The following is a 14,257-nucleotide window of genomic DNA, read 5'->3' on the forward strand; positions in this document are numbered from 1 at the left end:
TGAAAAGTACGCAGCTTAAGCTTTTCCGCGGAGCTCGGAAGGAGACTTTCCGAAAAAGCTATGAAAGTGCGTATAGAAATAATTGAGATTGTTGTAGCCGACGGAAAACGCGATATAAGATATTTTCTCTTCGGTTGAACGGATTCGGTCCTCTGCGAGCAGCATCCGGTATGCCATGAGGTACTCTGAAAACTTCATTCCGGTCTCTTTAAGAAACAGCTGTCCCAGGTAAGTACTGTTCATTTGGAAGCGCTCCGCTACGGATTTTAACGTTATGTTCTGGGCGTATTCCATCTTGATCATCAGCAAAATGCGGTTGACCAGCTTGGAGAGGTGCTCATATTGAACCCCTAATACGGGATCCCTGTTCAGGTCCTCGCTGTTCTTATCGCCTATCGAACCGTTAAGATCCTCGACAATGATTTTCTCAATGACTTGCTGCAGCTTGGTGCGTTCCACCGGTTTGAGCAGATAGTCTTTGACACCGCAGCGAATGGCTTCCTGAGCATATTTGAATTCACTATAGCCGCTCATAATAATGTATTTCGTCGGGATCTTAAATTCGTTAAGCCTGCTGATGGTCTCATACCCGAGCGTCTTGCCAATGCAGACATCAAAGATGGCTACGTCCGGCTGCAGGTCAACCACTTTGGTCATGGCTTCCTCAGTCGTTTCACAGGTTTCAATGCGGCCAAACCCGTATTGGTTCCAGTCCAGTATCCGTTTCATGCCTTCCAAAATTTGAGGCTCGTCATCCACAATCATCAACTTGTACATGTTCAATCACCTCTTTTGATATCCGTACCGCAATCTTGACCCCGGCTTCCTCGTTATTCGCGATTTCAATCGTACAGCCGTCCCCATAGAAGAAATGCAGCCGCGTATATACGTTTCGAAGCCCGATACTTCCGGAGGAAGCGTCATCCGGGTTAAACAGCGTGCGCCGAACGGTATTTAAACGCTCCGCCGGGATTCCCTGCCCGTTATCCACAAATTCAAGCACATAACCGTCATCGGCTTCCCAGCCATTAACGACGTACAAATTAAACTCATGACCGGCATCGAAGCCGTGAATGAAGAAATTTTCCGCGAGCGGCTGCATCCCAAAATTTCACGGTCGGGATCGAGAGGAGGGCCGGTTCGACATTGACCTGATAATAAAAACGTCCCGGATACTTAAACTCCATAATCTCCAAGTATTTCTGCAGCAGTTCCAGCTCGCTGGCAATCGAAATGATATTTTCCTTCTTCACGATTTCGCGGTAGAGCGTCCCTAAAGTCGCAATCGCATCGGCGGTATCTGTGTCCCGGTTGACCAGCGCAGTAGAGCGGATCACCTCCAGCGTATTGTACAGGAAGTGCGGATTAATCTGGTTCTGAAGCGCTTTCATTTCGGTTTCCTGCTGCTTTATTTTCAGCAAATATTCATTGCGGATGTACTTATCCAGCTGCTGTATCATATCATCCAACTCACGGGCGATCATACCGTATTCGTTTCTCCGGTACCGGGCCGGGCGGCTCGTCGTAAAATTGGCCGTTTTGACACGTCCGATCGACTGGATGATGCGGTGCAGGAAGAGGGCATCATCCCGTAAATTGTAGACAATGAGCAGCAGTACGCTGACCATCGCGGCCAGCACGATCAGGAAGAGGGTGATCAGCATCCCGGCATGCTGACGAATCAGCGTGGACAAATCGATGATGCTGACGAATTTGAAATTAAACTTGGTGGAGGCGAAGGTGACATAAAATATCGGCTTCAGCATTCCCCTTGAAATAATGCCGTGTGTACGTCCATTTGCCGCGGCCAGGCGGGACATTTGCTCCAAATCTTCGCCGTGTCCGCCGATCAGGTAGATATCGCCGGCAGCACTGACGGCAGCAGCTTCGCCAACCCGGAAATTTTGGACCGATCTGAAAACCTGCTCACTGCTGACCAAAAAGCGCAGCTCTCCGAATTCCTGAGAGCCCAGCGTAGGATTCGACAGTTTCTTGCGGTATACGAAGCCTTTCGTAATCGTGTCATGAAAAGCCTCGTCCTTATTCGGAAGTCCGAATGTGTAACTGGCGATACCGTTATCGTTAAAACGTACTACATTGCCGTATTCGCCGGTGTGCAGGCTGATCTGCGTGATCTCGCCCTGCGCCCAGCTGTATAAGTAGGTCTTAAGATCTTCGGGAAAGGAAACCAGCGGCTGCGAGTAGATGCTGTGATCCAGCCTGCTGGTCAAGTATCCTTCAGCACTGCTGCTCGCAAAGCTTCTGGCATCGTCGAGCAATCCCGGATTGGAGTAAATCCGCTGCATGTAAGCCTCGATACGGTCGGCATCATACTGCAGTTCATTCTCCACGCGCGAGAATGCGTTCGTCGCCTCGATCCGGGCATTGCCGACCCATTGGTTGAGCAGCATGGCACAGGTCAGCGTGCCCAGCGTCAGTCCGATGCTCACGACGAAGATGACATAGGCGATAAACTTGTGGCGGTAAATTTTGATTTGCAAAAAAGAGCCCATAAGACACCTCGATTGACAGCAACTCGTCGAAAGCATGAATGCTAATCCCAATGTACCACGATTAGTGCAAAGGTACCACGATTCGTACGAAACTTCATAGATGGGAAGGAAAAAGCATCCCTTAAGAGAGTCTCATTAAGGGATGCGCATCAATTTCTTTTACTTGAAGTAGTTATCGATTTGCTCTTGAGCCGCTTTCATAATCGTGTCCATGCCGGCCGACTTCAGTTCAGCGGTAATCTTCAGCACCATTTTCTCCGGATCGGATGCGCCGGTAATGAGTTCATACTTGTATTTGTCCCATACGGCTTGGCAGTTTGCCACTTCGGTCTGCAGATTGCTGATGTCCAGTGCGAAGCCAAGGATCGTGGAAGAGGAGGCCGCTTCGTTCAACTTTTTAACTTGTTCCCATTGATCTTCCGGAGCTCCTTTCGTCACCGCCAGATTAAAGAACGTGCCTTGGGTGTAAGCAGCCAGCGGCCAAGTATCGGTTGTACGCTCGATGACCTTTTCGCCGTCGACGTTTTTGTAGTCTACGCCCAGCTCGCCAAAGGCCAGCATGTTGCGCAGCTTCGGATCGGTGTTAACCAGTTCAAGGTACTTCAATGCTTCCTTCTGATATTTTGAATTAGCCGAAATCGCGTTCAAAGAACCTTGAATTGTACTCGTAGTGTAGATCGGTCCGTAATGCTGTACCATATCGTATTTCTGGACGTTATCATTGATTTGCCAGCTGATTTCGGCGCCAGGGAAGGCTTGTGCCGCAAAGAACGGTCTGCCTTTGTCAGCTTCGGTTTTGGTCGGAGCATCCGGATTGATGATGCCGTCTTGATACCATTGATGCAGAAGCTTCAGGTTAGCCATAACGTCAGGCTGCTCCAGAACGGAAACGACCTTGCGCGATGCATCGTCCGCTTTCACGCCAATCGGAGGGAAGCCCAACGTTAAATCGTCATAATCGTTAAAGAATCCGTTCAGACCTTCACCTTGGGTCATCGGCAGCGGGTAGAAGCTTTTACCTTCCCCGGCCTTCATATCGTGAAGCGGCTTATCCAGATCCTGCAGCGTCTTAATGTTGTTGATGTCGATATTGTACTTCTGCACATACTTGTCATCGAATACCCAATACTGCGTCAACGCGGAATCTTTATAAGTCGGTACGGAATAATATTTTCCGCCGATTTTGGTGCCGTCCCATACGTTTTGCGGAATCAGTTTGTACAGGTCAGGCGTTTCGCTTTGTACCAGATCGGTAATATCGGCAAAAGCTCCCATCGCAACCTGCTTGCTGTACTTTCCGCTGTTCGTGAACATGATGTCGAAAGGCTCGCCGGTATTGACGATGGTGTTCATCTTCGTGTCCCATTCGCCCCAGCTGGCTACCTTGATGTCCACTTTCACGCCGATCTTTTCGGCTGTGTAGGCATTCATGGCGTCAACCGCCTTGCTGAAGTTGCTCGGCACCTGGCCGCCGATCGTCCACCAGACTAGCGTCGGAACATCCTTGGTCGTTGTCGAAGTTTCCTTCGACGGCTCCGTGGTTGTCTCCGATCCATCGGCTGTAGAAGCAGGCTTCGAACCGCCGCAGGCCGCCAGAGCTGTGGCCAACAGGGTCAGCAAACAGAGCGTCGAGATGAACCTGAAAGATCTTTTCATTCCAAATCCCCCTTATAGATGTTGAATCACCGTGATTAGCAGTGATTTATCATAAACCAAGATGACTTGGCTTATTTCGTCATTATCCTTTAACAGCACCGACCGTAAGCCCAGAGATAAAATACTTCTGGAAGAACGGGTAGGCGCAGGCTACAGGCAAAACGATGAGGATCGCAACAGCCATCCGCGCGGATTCCTTCGGCATCGTCGCAACAAGTACGGCGTAGCTGACGCCCATGCTTGCGGCATTCTTTGCCAGGGCATCGACATTGCTCATCAGGCTGTTGAGCAGGGCCTGCAGCGAGTACAGGTTCTGGTTGTCGATATACAGCATCGATTGAAACCAGTCGTTCCAGTAGGCGAAGCAGAGAAACAATCCAATCGTCGCGATCACAGGCAGCGAGATCGGGAGGACGATAGAGAAGAAGATCCGCAGCTGGCTCGCACCATCGATTTCCGCCGATTCGATGAGTCCGTCGGGAATCGTGCTTTTGAAAAACGTTTTGCAGATGATCACGTTAAAGGATGAGACGGCCAGCGGCAGAATCAGGGCCCAGATGCTGTCTTTCAGACCCAATAAATTCGTATTGATAAAGTAGCTGGACACCAAACCGCCGTTGAACACCATCGGAATGAATACGATCCAGGTCAGAAACCCCTTCAGCTTGTAGTTGGGGCGGGAAATAACGTAACCCATGGATGCGGTCAGCAGGACGCCGAGCACGGTCCCAATCACAGTGACAAGAACCGACACACCAAGCGCCCTCAAAATCGTCGTCCCCTGTTTGGCGATATAGGCGTATGCATCACCCGATAGTACGGTCGGCAGTAAATGATATCCCGTCTCACGGATCGAGTCTTCGCTGGAAAATGAGATGGACAGAACCACAACGACAGGAATGACACAGATCAGCGCCAAGACGATAAATATCAGATGGAAAATGACGTCGACGACTCTGTGGGTACGATTAAATTTCTCCAGGCCCGTATCGTAAGCCGTTCGTGTTGACATCGTCCCTACCTCCTTACATCATTGCGCTTTCCGGATCGATTTTGCGGACGATCCAGTTAGCGATCAGAATAGTCGCACAGCCCAGGACGGACTGCACGAATGCAGCAGCGGAGGCCATCCCGACAGTAGCGGTTTTCAGCTGCTTGTATACCATGACATCGATGGTCGTAGACACGTTGAACAAGGAATTGGAGTCCCGCGTGACCTGGTAGAACAAGCCGAAATCGGTGTAGAAAATGCGCCCGACCGCCAAGATGAACATCATGACGATGACCAGCTTCAGCATCGGCAGCGTAATGAATCTCGTCTGCTGCCAGATCGAGGCGCCGTCGATAACCGCGGCTTCGTAATAGGTGCTGTCAATGCTCGTGATGGTGGCCAAGTAGATAATCATTCCGTAGCCCAGGCCTTTCCAGACGTTTAAGAGAATCAGGAAGAACGGCCAGTATTTCGGTTCCATGTACCAGTTCACCGGATCGCTGCCCATACTGACGAGCATTTGGTTGACGATCCCCTTATCGAAGCTTAGGAAAGCCCAGCCTACGGCGGATACGACCACCCATGATAAAAAATAGGGAAGGAACATCATCGTTTGATAGATTTTGCTGGCCTTCCGGCTGTGCAGCAGTCCTACCATAATGGCGAATAGAACAGGGAGGACGATGCCTAGAACGATAAAGATCAGGTTGTATCCAATCGTGTTGCGGATAATGATCCAAGCATCGTTCGATTTGAACAGGAACTCGAAGTTTTTGAAGCCGATCCACGGGCTGTTGAACACATTGCTCAGGAATCCGCCGCTAATTCTAAAATTTTTAAAGGCGATAATGATCCCGAACATAGGCAGAAAGCAGAAGAGGATATACCATATGGTCGTCGGCAAGGCGAGCAGGGTCAATTCCGTATCCTGCTTGTGCCAACGTGGACGTAAGCGCTTACGTTTGTGGCTTTGCTCGGCTTTTGAACTCATGTTAGTCACTCCTTCCAGTGGTTTCTCTATTGCAGCTTGCGCTTCGTAAATTCATTGTATAAAAGGAAGATTCCATGCTTCCAGATAACAAACTTGATACTATAGTCAAAAAACGTTAGGTGACTATGAAATTTTTGTCGAGATATACGCATAAAGGCACCCGGTTTCTACGACCGGATACCTTTTTTAAAATGGTGAATTAAGAATCTTATTTGAATGATAATCAATTGGTTCATCTTTAAAAGCGTTAGCGGAACATCTCTAATTGTCCATCAGACTAGACACGAGCCAGGGCTTGATGACCGGAAGCACGGTCTCCGGGTGCATGGCTTTGGTATGGTCCATCCCGTCTCCGGTTAAGATGCGAACGTCCCAGCCCATTTCTTCCAAAGCTTGTTGGTTTCTCTGCAATATCCCGGCAATGTCCACAGTGACGCCGCCGAAGTTTTCCCCATACACGATCGTATCTTTCTCGCCGGCAAAAGCCAGCTTCGGAACGGCCGGGTTCAGACGGGCCGCCCGATCGTCAAAATCCATCAAATGCTGGTACAACGTCATAAACTGTTTGGTTTGATTCGTGGCGATCTTGACCTGAACCTGGTCCCAATCCACCTTTTCCGGGCTGCTCGAATCCTGCCAATCTTTCATTACAGGGGTATTTTGATTGCGTACAGCTTGTTCATAAGTGCTGCGGGTCACCACCATCATTTCTTTATAGGGCCCGTCCAATGGCGGAAATCCGCCCATGATCAAGCACTCCAGTCGCTCTGTACGGATAGCCAGCTGGAGACCGACCAGCGCCAGCCAGGAGTAACCATAATAGCTAAAACTGCTGACATTCATTTCGTCGGCAATGAACAGCAGATCTTCTACGATTTGGTCTGGTGTTAGATGGTCGGGATTGGGGTGCTTCATGCGATGGCCTTCATAGTCAAAGTACAAGACTTGGAACATATCAGCCAGTCCCTCGACAAAATGCTGTCCGGATTCGGGGTCGACTCCCCACAGCTTCAGACTCTCAGCTTCTTGGCCGTACACGGATTTCTTGGCGACTGGCAGCATGATTGTTTTGCCTCCGGATCGTCCCGCCAAACCAACTTTGATTTCGGATGAATCCTTGAGCTTGATGACTTTTTCCATTTATTTCACTCCCCAATGGTTTATACAGTCATCATATAACATTCATGCAATCTTTCGGTTTCGCGAATTAACTATCTTGATATACTTGAACTTATTGCAAAAGTATATTGTTGTAGCACTTGAAGGTTCAACTTTAAACTCGAGTGCCGTCCATGGAACTGATTGATCGACACGAAATACCAGTTCAATAAACGTAAGCTAGATCTCAGATCCTTCTCCAAGATTCGGTAAATTGCTGGATTCTATGCAGCCCTTCAGCTATTTCCCTCTCTGTCAGATTCCCGTATCCGAGTACCACCTTGCCGGGGGAGCGGCCTTTTAATACCGCATAGTCTTCAAAAGAAGAGAGGCGGACGCCGAGCCCTTCAATGTTGTGCCAGTCCATCGGCCCGTAAGCATCCTGCTTAAAATGGAGCTGAACATGCATTCCAGCTTCGTCACCCAGCAGTTCAACGCGGTCGCCGAATAAGCGGCGGCATTGTTCCGCGATATATACGCGTTTTCGTTTGTATATCGCTCTCATTTTGTGAATATGCCTGTCAAAATGCCCGTCCAAGATAAAACGCGCAAGTGCCGATTGCATGATACCGGAAGTTGTCAGGTTTAGTTCCGTTTTGGTGCGAATGACCGGCTCGATCAGTTCCGGGGGGACAACGAGGAATCCGATCCGCAGGGCGGGCGACAGCGTTTTGCTAAACGTGCCTGCATAGATGACCTTGCTCGGGGCAAGAAGCTGCAGCGGAGGGACCGGCCCGCCTTTATGCCGGAACTCGCTGTCATAGTCGTCCTCTATGATATAATGTCCAGCTTTTTCAGCCAGCGCGATAGCCATCTGCCTCCGTTGAATCGATAGAATGCTCCCTGTCGGGTATTGGTGGGAAGGCGTCAGCACAATCAGACCGGCAGGGAAGTTATGCTCAATCCGGTGGATCTGCATTCCTTGATGATCAACCTCGACCGGATGGATGATATAGTTTAATCTTTGGAAAATATCTCCGACAAACCCGATCGTCGGCTCTTCAGTGTAAACCGTATGATAACGGTCCGAAAGGGTAGACGCAAGCAGCAGAATTCCTTCGGAGGTCCCCGACGTAATAACAATTTGGTCCATGCTGCACGCCATGCCTTTGACCCGGTACAAATAACCGGCAATGACCTCACGCAGTGCAGGCAGCCCTTGAATATTGCCATACGAAAATATGTCTTCCGCCGCCGAATCGGTAATCTCCCGTACGTATTTGCTCCAGAGCCTGCGGGGAAAATGAGACAAATCAGGCAAACCTCCGTCAAAGTCGATGAGTTTCGGTTTCTTAGGAACGGACTCAGATCGATCGGTTGATGCTGAAGAAGGCGTAGGGTCGATTTTCATAGCTTTGCGGGTTTCGATGCCCTCAGCGACAAACGTTCCGGAGCCGGCTCTGGACGTCAAATACCCTTCGGCGGTCAATTGCTCATACACTTCGATCACGATGTTGCGCGCTACCCCGAGGTCTAAGGCGGCCCGGCGCGTCGGCGGCAGCTGGAGACCGGGTGCGAGTGCACCACTCTCAATTTCCTGACGCAGGTAACTGCATAGCTGCTTGGTGACCGAACTTGCCCCTGCAGCAGCTCTAAATCCGAACATAACAACGTCTCCTTTACATTGGTTCTTCTTATAAACAATTTTTCGGCTCCTATAATGACCAATTGTCTTCATTATACGAAAGCCGAAGAACACGCACAAAGGTATGAAGGAATGTTTAAACGTGCAATGGATGCCTAGTTGGGCAGATTGCCGAGCTTGTGGCTTTGAAAAAGGAGTAATTGCCAGATTGATTAACGTAAGATATATTATGTAAACCTAAATTAATTTGATAAAAATTTATCATGCTGAAGCCGCTTTGCCTGGCGGCTTTTTTGCGCTATTAAAGAAATGATAATCCATGTACTTATCAAAAAAACAAATTCCGACATGTTTCGCGCAGTTTTGCAAAAGAGTGATTGAAACCGTTTTAAAAATGTAATATACTCTTATCATGATAATAATTTATTATATTGATAAATTTTATAACAACACATAAGGTTTACAAGGAAGGAGACCACCCGTACATGAATGATAACCGGCAGTTCCTTGAGAAGTTTTTTCCAATTGCCTCATTTATTGCGGCTATTATTGGGCCCAAATGCGAGGTCGTAGTCCATGACGTCAGCGATCCGGAACGATCGATTATTTTTATTGAGAACGGTCACATCAGCGGGCGTAAGGTAGGAGACGCCTCCACGGACTTGGTCTTGAAACTGCTGAAAGCGGAAGCATACCGGGAAGAACAGTTTATCGCCAACTATAAGGCTTCGGGAAAGATGGGACAAAGCTTCAGATCGTCCACCTTTTTTATCAAAAATGACGACAACGAGCTCGTCGGGCTGATGTGTCTGAACATTGACATCACCCACATGGAGGCTGCCGCAGAATGGATTCAGCATATTTTGCAAGGCGGCTCGCCGCTTCCTCCAGCTTCGATTGAGGCTCCGCAGGAAGATAAACAGTCCAAGGAATATTTGCAGGGCAACGCGGACGATCTGCTTACTCATATGATCGCATCCGTAATCAGCAAAATAAACATTCCTGTCGACCGGTTATCCTCACAAGAGAAAATCGAGCTCGTGCGTGAGTTAAACGAGCAGGGGGTATTCTTGCTGAAAGGCGGCGTTTCCCAAGTAGCCGCTGCATTAGCGATATCCGAGCCTACTGTCTACCGTTATTTGCAAAAGCTTAAGTAATCAGGAACTGGCATACGCAGGATCAAGGGAAGGTGACATCAATGAAAAATAATTTTGACCACATCATCAGCAGATACGGCACGAACAGCGCCAAATGGGACGGAATGGCCCAATCCCAGAGGGAGGACATGATCGCACTGTCCGTCGCGGACATGGATTTACCGGCGCCGCCGGCCGTGGTGGACCGGATGACGAAAATGGCCAGACACGGCATTTACGGTTACACCGATCCGTTCCCGCCATATTTTGAAGCGGTACAAGGCTGGCTGTCCAAAGCCTATGATTGGCAGGTGCCGCAGGAATGGATCGTATTCTGCCCACGAATCGTACAAGCCGTCTCGGTTCTGATTCAGAACCTGACGGAGAAGGGTGACCACATCCTCATTCATACACCTGCTTATCAACCCGTCGCGAAGGCGGTTGCGATCAATGGCAGGCAGTTGGTTGAAAGTCCGCTGCTGCTTGTGAACGGACGATATGAGATCGATTTTGCAGATATGGAAGCGCAAATGAGGGATGGCGTGAAGATGGTCATGCTAGTCTCCCCGCATAATCCCACCGGCAGGGTCTGGACGATCCATGAGCTGGAGCGGATCAGTGAGCTGTGCATCCAATACGATGCGCTGATCGTATCCGACGACATCCATGCGGATTTCATCCATCAGGGGCACGAGCATACCGTGATCGCCAAGCTGACGGAGCAGGTGGCAGACCGTTCGATCATTTGCACATCCCCGGGAAAAACGTTCAATCTCGCGAGTCTGGAAATCGCCAACATCATCATTCCTAACGAGCAGCTGCGGAAACGCTTTAAAGATGGGCTGCAGCAGGCAGGGATTCATAATCCGACCTTTTTTGCCGTGCCTGCCCTGGAAGTGGCCTATACGGCTTGCGATGAATGGCTGGACGAGCTTCGCGCATATATAACGGACAACATCGCCTATACGATCGATTTTATACAGACGCATATGCCCGAACTTAAAGTCATTCAGCCTGAGGGTACCTATTTATTGTGGGTGGACTGCACAGCCTGCGGGAAGGTTGAAAGCGATTTAGTGGATTGGATTCAAAACAAGAGCAGGGTTAGTGTCAGCTACGGAAGCTCATTCGGGGCGATTGGCGAAGGCTATATCCGCCTGAACGTTGCCACTCCGAGGTCTCTTCTTCGGGATGCGCTGCAGCGTATGGCAGATCATTATCCTTTGCATGAGAAGTAGTTCACAATTCATTTATCCCAGGGGGAATACAACGATGACAGAGCAAACGAAGGGAAAACAAATCAAAGAACCGACGCTGTTTTTAGCCTTACTTCCGATCATAACGATGGTGGTACTGCTGTGCTTGGGATACGTGATGTTCGAGCTGCCGCCTGAACCGCTCATTATTGCTTCAACGGTTGTCGCGGGGATCATTGCAGTTAGGCTGGGGCACAGTTACAACGATATTTTGAATTCCATTGCCCAAAAAATTGCCAAAACGATGCCGGCCATTCTAATCCTGATTGCCGTAGGGTTGATGATCGGGGCATGGATGGTGGGCGGCACGATTCCGATGATGATTTATTACGGGCTTAAAATTATCAACCCGCAGTTTTTGCTCATCACCGCCTTTTTGGTGACTTCGGTCGTATCGGTCTGTACCGGTACGTCCTGGGGTTCTGCAGGAACGATTGGGGTAGCATTTATGGGCGTTGGCGCCGGACTGGATGTGAATCTGGCAGCCGTTGCCGGTGCTGTGGTTGCAGGTGCCTACTTCGGCGACAAGCTGTCGCCGCTATCGGATACGACGAATATCGCCGCGCTGTCCACTGGTGTAAACCTATATGAGCATATCGGTCATTTGCTATACACGACGCTGCCTTCGTTTATTGTAGCCGGAATCGTCTATGTCATCACAGGTTTGAACACACATACTGCAGGTGCAGGTATCCCTGAAAAAGTAGGGACCATTATGGATACGCTGGGCACGATTTACCACTGGAATTTACTGCTCATCGTCCCGATACTCATCGTGTTGTATGGCTCGATCCGGAAAAAGCCTACGCTGCCGGTCATGCTGCTGTCTTCTGCCTTTGCAATGGCGAACGCATTGATATTCCAGGGCTTCACATTGCATGATGTCGTAAGTTCTGTATTGAATGGGTTCGACATCGCGATGGTTCACGTCCAAGGATTCGACCCGGCTGCGGTCATTCCGGATGTACCGAAGCTTTTGAACCGCGGCGGAATGAACTCCATGATGGGAACATTGTTAATCTGTTTCAGCGCAATTACGTTTGCCGGCACCATATCGCTCACCAAATCGCTTGAGCTGATCGTGAACCGAATCCTGAAGCATGTACGCTCGACAGGGTCCATGATCGTCGCAACGATCGTGACCGGATTGACGATGATCGGTGTTACTAGTAACGGCCAAGTGTCCATCCTGATGCCGGGTGAAATGCTGCGCGAAACATACATTCGCCGTGGACTGCATCCGAAAAATCTCGGGCGGACCGTCGAAGACTCCGCTGCGATTACGGAACCCATCTTGCCATGGACGGCAGCAGGCGCCTACATGGCCGGTACGCTGGGCGTCGCAACGCTCTCTTATCTGCCATGGGCTATGCTGTGCTGGACAGGGATCATTTTCGCCATGATCTGGGGCTTCACTGGTTTTGGGATCGCCAAACTGACGCCGGAACAGCAACAAGAAATGCTGCAAGAATATGACGGTCCGAATGCAGAAGAAATGAATTCGAAAACGATGGCCGCGGCAAAGGCAGCCCATACGAATTAACCAAAACCTCATTTTCGTTCAGGTACTTGCAAAAATACGGTTGATACACGCCAAGTTTTTGCAATTCCCATAAACATTAACGTGCTTCAAGCACGACAAGGAGAGAGAAACCATGACATCACAAGAGAGACAAACTATTGCAACGACCGAAGCTCCGGGAGCTATCGGACCATACTCCCAGGCAGTTCAAATCGGTAATATGCTGATTACATCCGGACAACTCGGTATGGACACAACAGGCGTTTTCCCAGCATCCGTAGAGGAACAGACACAGCGATCGCTCCTCAATGTAAAAGCGATTCTCGAATCAGCGGGCTTTACCATGAACGATGTGATTAAAACGACGGTATTTTTGCAGGATATGAACGATTTTCAGAAAGTCAATGAGGTATACGCCACATTCTTTACAGAACCTTATCCGGCACGCAGTGCGGTTCAGGTAGCCAAGCTGCCAAAAGGTGGTCTGGTGGAGATCGAAGTGATTGCCGTCAAGGCTTAAATTGAAAATATAGACATAACAGCCTCTTGGTTCTCCAAGGGGTTGTTCTCTTTTCACGGGATTAGATGCAGCACAACAAAAGCTGGCCAAGATCGGCCAGCTTTTTAATAGGTGTATTCATATTGGTTAAATAGATGCGATGGAGCGGCTTACTTTACTCGAATTTCCCTTCAAAAACAAGCTCGTTCAGCGGGCGGCGGTCATTCGGCACTTCGCGCTGCTGGATCGCTTCCGGAAGTACGGATTTATCGCCCAGATAGCCGAGGGCAATCACGGCGTGAAGCTCGATGTGATCCGGTACGTTCAATATTTCACGGGCTTTAATGCGGTCAAAACCGCCGATGGCATGCGTATGCAGACCGAGGATCGTCGCTTGAATCGCCAAGGAAGCCCAGGCTGCGCCGGCATCGAAGGCGTGCGCACCGTTCGGGTCGCCGTTTTCTCTAAGCTTGTCGGAAGCGACCACAATGAGAACTGGCGCACTGGACGCCCATGTTAAATTGAATTCGTTTAAAAATGAATGAAATTTGCTGAGCTGCTCTTCGGTTTTAGCGACGATAAAGCGCCAAGGCTGATCATTATAAGAGGATGGAGCCCAATGTGCGGCTTCAAGGATGGTATAAAGGTCCTGATCACTGACTTTACGGGTGGAAAAGGCCCGTGTAGACCAGCGATTTAGAAATAGCGGGCTAACCGGGTATTCGGACTTGCGCTGTCCTTGCACCTCCGGCAAAATTTCATTGACGATGGATTGAACGTTGCTCATATACGATTTCTCTCCTTTTTAAATAAATATCTGCAATGTTGTCATTGCTGCTTACTTAAACTTACGTACTTACTTATTAAATATAATTAAATATATGATTTAACTTGGATATAGTCAAATCAAAATCTTTAATGGATGATTAGGTATATTTGCAGAATGACCA

At 49.3% G+C, this 14,257-nt stretch carries 13 protein-coding genes; 4 read left to right on the forward strand and 9 right to left on the reverse strand.

Going from position 1 to position 14,257, the window contains the following annotated elements; genetic code table 11:
- Window positions 1-15: 15 nt before the first annotated feature.
- The 8 genes from ABIE48_RS14220 to pdxR form a co-directional block, all read right to left on the reverse strand.
- Entirely contained in the window at window positions 16-777 is a 762-nt protein-coding gene (locus tag ABIE48_RS14220) for a response regulator transcription factor (RefSeq protein WP_145019586.1), read from the reverse strand.
- A complete protein-coding gene (locus ABIE48_RS14225; RefSeq protein WP_354520783.1) occupies window positions 752-1,102 on the reverse strand; it encodes a sensor histidine kinase in 351 nt (116 codons plus the stop codon). The genes ABIE48_RS14220 and ABIE48_RS14225 overlap by 26 nt, the downstream gene beginning before the upstream one ends.
- The gene (locus ABIE48_RS14230) at window positions 1,050-2,513 is read right to left on the reverse strand and encodes a sensor histidine kinase (RefSeq protein ID WP_354519116.1); all 1,464 of its coding nucleotides are present in this window, start codon (window positions 2,511-2,513) and stop codon (window positions 1,050-1,052) included. The genes ABIE48_RS14225 and ABIE48_RS14230 overlap by 53 nt, the downstream gene beginning before the upstream one ends.
- Before the next feature lie 159 nt (window positions 2,514-2,672).
- Entirely contained in the window at window positions 2,673-4,169 is a 1,497-nt protein-coding gene (locus ABIE48_RS14235; protein ID WP_192714161.1) for an ABC transporter substrate-binding protein, read from the reverse strand.
- Window positions 4,170-4,251: 82 nt separating this feature from the next.
- Window positions 4,252-5,181: a carbohydrate ABC transporter permease gene (locus ABIE48_RS14240; protein WP_076165561.1), complete on the reverse strand. Its 930-nt coding sequence runs from the start codon at window positions 5,179-5,181 to the stop codon at window positions 4,252-4,254.
- Between the two features lie 13 nt (window positions 5,182-5,194).
- On the reverse strand, window positions 5,195-6,151 hold the full coding sequence (locus tag ABIE48_RS14245; RefSeq protein WP_076165559.1) for an ABC transporter permease: 957 nt from the start codon (window positions 6,149-6,151) through the stop codon (window positions 5,195-5,197).
- 261 nt (window positions 6,152-6,412) lie between these two features.
- Complete coding sequence (locus tag ABIE48_RS14250) at window positions 6,413-7,291, reverse strand: alpha/beta fold hydrolase (protein WP_192714160.1); 879 nt, start codon at window positions 7,289-7,291, stop codon at window positions 6,413-6,415.
- 205 nt (window positions 7,292-7,496) lie between these two features.
- Window positions 7,497-8,915: a MocR-like pyridoxine biosynthesis transcription factor PdxR gene (pdxR, locus tag ABIE48_RS14255; RefSeq protein ID WP_192714159.1), complete on the reverse strand. Its 1,419-nt coding sequence runs from the start codon at window positions 8,913-8,915 to the stop codon at window positions 7,497-7,499.
- 464 nt (window positions 8,916-9,379) lie between these two features.
- Here pdxR and ABIE48_RS14260 point away from each other — a divergent pair, with 464 nt between their 5' ends.
- The 4 genes from ABIE48_RS14260 to ABIE48_RS14275 all read left to right on the forward strand — a co-directional run bounded on the left by ABIE48_RS14260 (window position 9,380) and on the right by ABIE48_RS14275 (window position 13,328).
- The gene (locus tag ABIE48_RS14260) at window positions 9,380-10,051 is read left to right on the forward strand and encodes a helix-turn-helix transcriptional regulator (RefSeq protein ID WP_076165552.1); all 672 of its coding nucleotides are present in this window, start codon (window positions 9,380-9,382) and stop codon (window positions 10,049-10,051) included.
- A gap of 41 nt (window positions 10,052-10,092) precedes the next feature.
- Window positions 10,093-11,268, forward strand: a complete 1,176-nt coding sequence (locus ABIE48_RS14265; RefSeq protein WP_192714158.1) for a MalY/PatB family protein — start codon at window positions 10,093-10,095, stop codon at window positions 11,266-11,268.
- Between the two features lie 34 nt (window positions 11,269-11,302).
- A complete protein-coding gene (nhaC, locus tag ABIE48_RS14270) occupies window positions 11,303-12,829 on the forward strand; it encodes a Na+/H+ antiporter NhaC (RefSeq protein WP_192714157.1) in 1,527 nt (508 codons plus the stop codon).
- 112 nt (window positions 12,830-12,941) lie between these two features.
- The gene (locus tag ABIE48_RS14275; protein WP_145019562.1) at window positions 12,942-13,328 is read left to right on the forward strand and encodes a RidA family protein; all 387 of its coding nucleotides are present in this window, start codon (window positions 12,942-12,944) and stop codon (window positions 13,326-13,328) included.
- Between the two features lie 154 nt (window positions 13,329-13,482).
- Here ABIE48_RS14275 and ABIE48_RS14280 read toward each other — a convergent pair whose 3' ends face one another.
- Window positions 13,483-14,094, reverse strand: coding sequence for a nitroreductase family protein (locus ABIE48_RS14280; RefSeq protein WP_192714156.1), 612 nt, complete (start codon window positions 14,092-14,094; stop codon window positions 13,483-13,485).
- Between the last annotated feature and the right edge of the window lie 163 nt (window positions 14,095-14,257).

It is taken from the genome of Paenibacillus sp. OAE614, from assembly GCF_040546645.1.
GTDB classification, from domain to species: Bacteria; Bacillota; Bacilli; order Paenibacillales; family Paenibacillaceae; genus Paenibacillus_AQ; species Paenibacillus_AQ favisporus.

Excerpts from the sequence above, each read along its gene's own strand:
- ABIE48_RS14245 (WP_076165559.1), bottom strand. The coding sequence starts at position 6,151 with ATGAGTTCAAAAGCCGAGCAAAGCCACAAACGTAAGCGCTTACGTCCA.
- ABIE48_RS14280 (WP_192714156.1), bottom strand. The coding sequence starts at position 14,094 with ATGAGCAACGTTCAATCCATCGTCAATGAAATTTTGCCGGAGGTGCAA.
- ABIE48_RS14275 (WP_145019562.1), top strand. The coding sequence starts at position 12,942 with ATGACATCACAAGAGAGACAAACTATTGCAACGACCGAAGCTCCGGGA.
- ABIE48_RS14225 (WP_354520783.1), bottom strand. The coding sequence starts at position 1,102 with ATGCAGCCGCTCGCGGAAAATTTCTTCATTCACGGCTTCGATGCCGGT.
- ABIE48_RS14250 (WP_192714160.1), bottom strand. The coding sequence starts at position 7,291 with ATGGAAAAAGTCATCAAGCTCAAGGATTCATCCGAAATCAAAGTTGGT.
- pdxR (WP_192714159.1), bottom strand. The coding sequence starts at position 8,915 with ATGTTCGGATTTAGAGCTGCTGCAGGGGCAAGTTCGGTCACCAAGCAG.
- ABIE48_RS14240 (WP_076165561.1), bottom strand. The coding sequence starts at position 5,181 with ATGTCAACACGAACGGCTTACGATACGGGCCTGGAGAAATTTAATCGT.
- ABIE48_RS14230 (WP_354519116.1), bottom strand. The coding sequence starts at position 2,513 with ATGGGCTCTTTTTTGCAAATCAAAATTTACCGCCACAAGTTTATCGCC.
- nhaC (WP_192714157.1), top strand. The coding sequence starts at position 11,303 with ATGACAGAGCAAACGAAGGGAAAACAAATCAAAGAACCGACGCTGTTT.
- ABIE48_RS14235 (WP_192714161.1), bottom strand. The coding sequence starts at position 4,169 with ATGAAAAGATCTTTCAGGTTCATCTCGACGCTCTGTTTGCTGACCCTG.
- ABIE48_RS14265 (WP_192714158.1), top strand. The coding sequence starts at position 10,093 with ATGAAAAATAATTTTGACCACATCATCAGCAGATACGGCACGAACAGC.
- ABIE48_RS14220 (WP_145019586.1), bottom strand. The coding sequence starts at position 777 with ATGTACAAGTTGATGATTGTGGATGACGAGCCTCAAATTTTGGAAGGC.
- ABIE48_RS14260 (WP_076165552.1), top strand. The coding sequence starts at position 9,380 with ATGAATGATAACCGGCAGTTCCTTGAGAAGTTTTTTCCAATTGCCTCA.